The organism is Psychroflexus maritimus (genome assembly GCF_011089875.1).
GTDB lineage: Bacteria > Bacteroidota > Bacteroidia > Flavobacteriales > Flavobacteriaceae > Psychroflexus > Psychroflexus maritimus.
This window is the reverse complement of the sequence record NZ_JAANAS010000067.1, coordinates 1,319-2,842: the sequence shown is the minus strand read 5'-3', so window position 1 is coordinate 2,842 and position 1,524 is coordinate 1,319. Positions and strand designations below refer to the sequence as shown.

Genomic DNA, 1,524 nt, shown 5'->3' with positions numbered 1-1,524 from the left:
ACACCGCCAACGCCCAAGTGGGAATAGGAACCACCAATCCCGATGCCTCAGCTATTTTAGAGCTAGAAGCAACCGATAAAGGTCTTTTGCCACCACGAATAACTACGGCACAGCGCGATGCCATAAGCAACCCTGCGGTTGGTTTAATGATTTTTAACACCGACGAAAACTGCATGCAATGGTACGATACAAACGGTTGGTATGACGGATGCAGCGGAGCTACTTATCCGTTCGTAGCTTCATTGGACTGCGCAAATGCAACCAACAACGGTACGCTTGCAGTTGGACAAGCAGCTAATAGTGTAGATTCTGAGATAGCCTATACCGGCGGTAACGGTTTAAGTCATTCTGGACAAACGGTTAATTCTACTGGTGTTACGGGGCTTACTGCTACACTAGCCCCAGGAACTTTAGCCACTGGTGCAGGAAGCTTAACCTACACCATAAGCGGCACACCTGCAAGTGATGGCACGGCTTCGTTTGCTATTAACATTGGCGGACAGACTTGTAGCTTAGAAAGAACTGTTATTCCACCTCCACCTCAAGTTGGAGATTTTAGAGAAGGCGGGGTTGTTTTTTATATTTTTAACAGTAATGATCCAGGATATGTGGCTGGAGAAACGCATGGTTTGGTAGCTGCTATAGAAGATCAAAGTTCTAGTGCTGAATGGGGATGCTACGGAACAAGCATTTCAGGAGCTGACGGCAATGGAATAGGCTCCGGTACAGCTAATACTAGTGCTATTTTAGACGATTGCTCACAGTCTGGCATAGCAGCCGAGCTTTGTGACAATTATTCGGGTGGTGGTTATAGCGATTGGTTTCTACCTTCAAAAGATGAATTGTCTTTAATGTATCAAAACAAGACAACTATTGATGATACCGCAGTGGCTAACGGAGGCAACAGTTTTTCTGCTGACTTCTATTGGAGTTCTACCGAGTTCAGTAGCAACAACGCTTGGGCATACCATATGTTAAATGACGCCTTGGGAAACTACGAAAAGAACATCGACTATTTTATAGTTCGTGCGGTTCGTGCTTTTTAAACCCAGTGAAACAAAAAGGTTTCACGGGTTAAACCATTTAACCCGTTAGATATAAGTTATTTCTACCTATATGTTTTAAAGAGCGAAATAGTACAAAGTACAAAGAATAAAGAAGTGAGTTATGAAATGTGAAGCGTAAAGAGTGAGAAATGATGAAAAATAAGAAATTACCTATGGGATGTTTTATACTAGATGGAAATCAGCTTTGCGTTGCGAGAGGCATTCCACCTAAAATTTGAAATAACTCTGGTTAAGAGTTGGCAAACGACAGATTCACAGTTCACGCTTGACAGTTCAAAACAGATCACTGAAAACCGATAACAAATAAAAACTAAAATGAAAACTAAAATGAACACCACAAACGTAAAAACGCCCTTCCTAAGGAGGGGTTGGGGGAGGCTCTTGCTCATGCTCGCCTTCATCGGCTTAAACACCGCCAACGCCCAAGTGGGAATAGGAACCACCAATCCCGATGCCT

Annotated in this window: 1 protein-coding gene; it reads left to right on the top strand. The window is 43.2% G+C overall.

Going from position 1 to position 1,524, the window contains the following annotated elements:
• Positions 1–1,046 (top strand): Lcl C-terminal domain-containing protein (locus G7034_RS09105; protein WP_166400658.1); only part of this gene is annotated, 1,046 nt, incomplete at its 5' end.
• Positions 1,047–1,524: the final 478 nt, after the last annotated feature.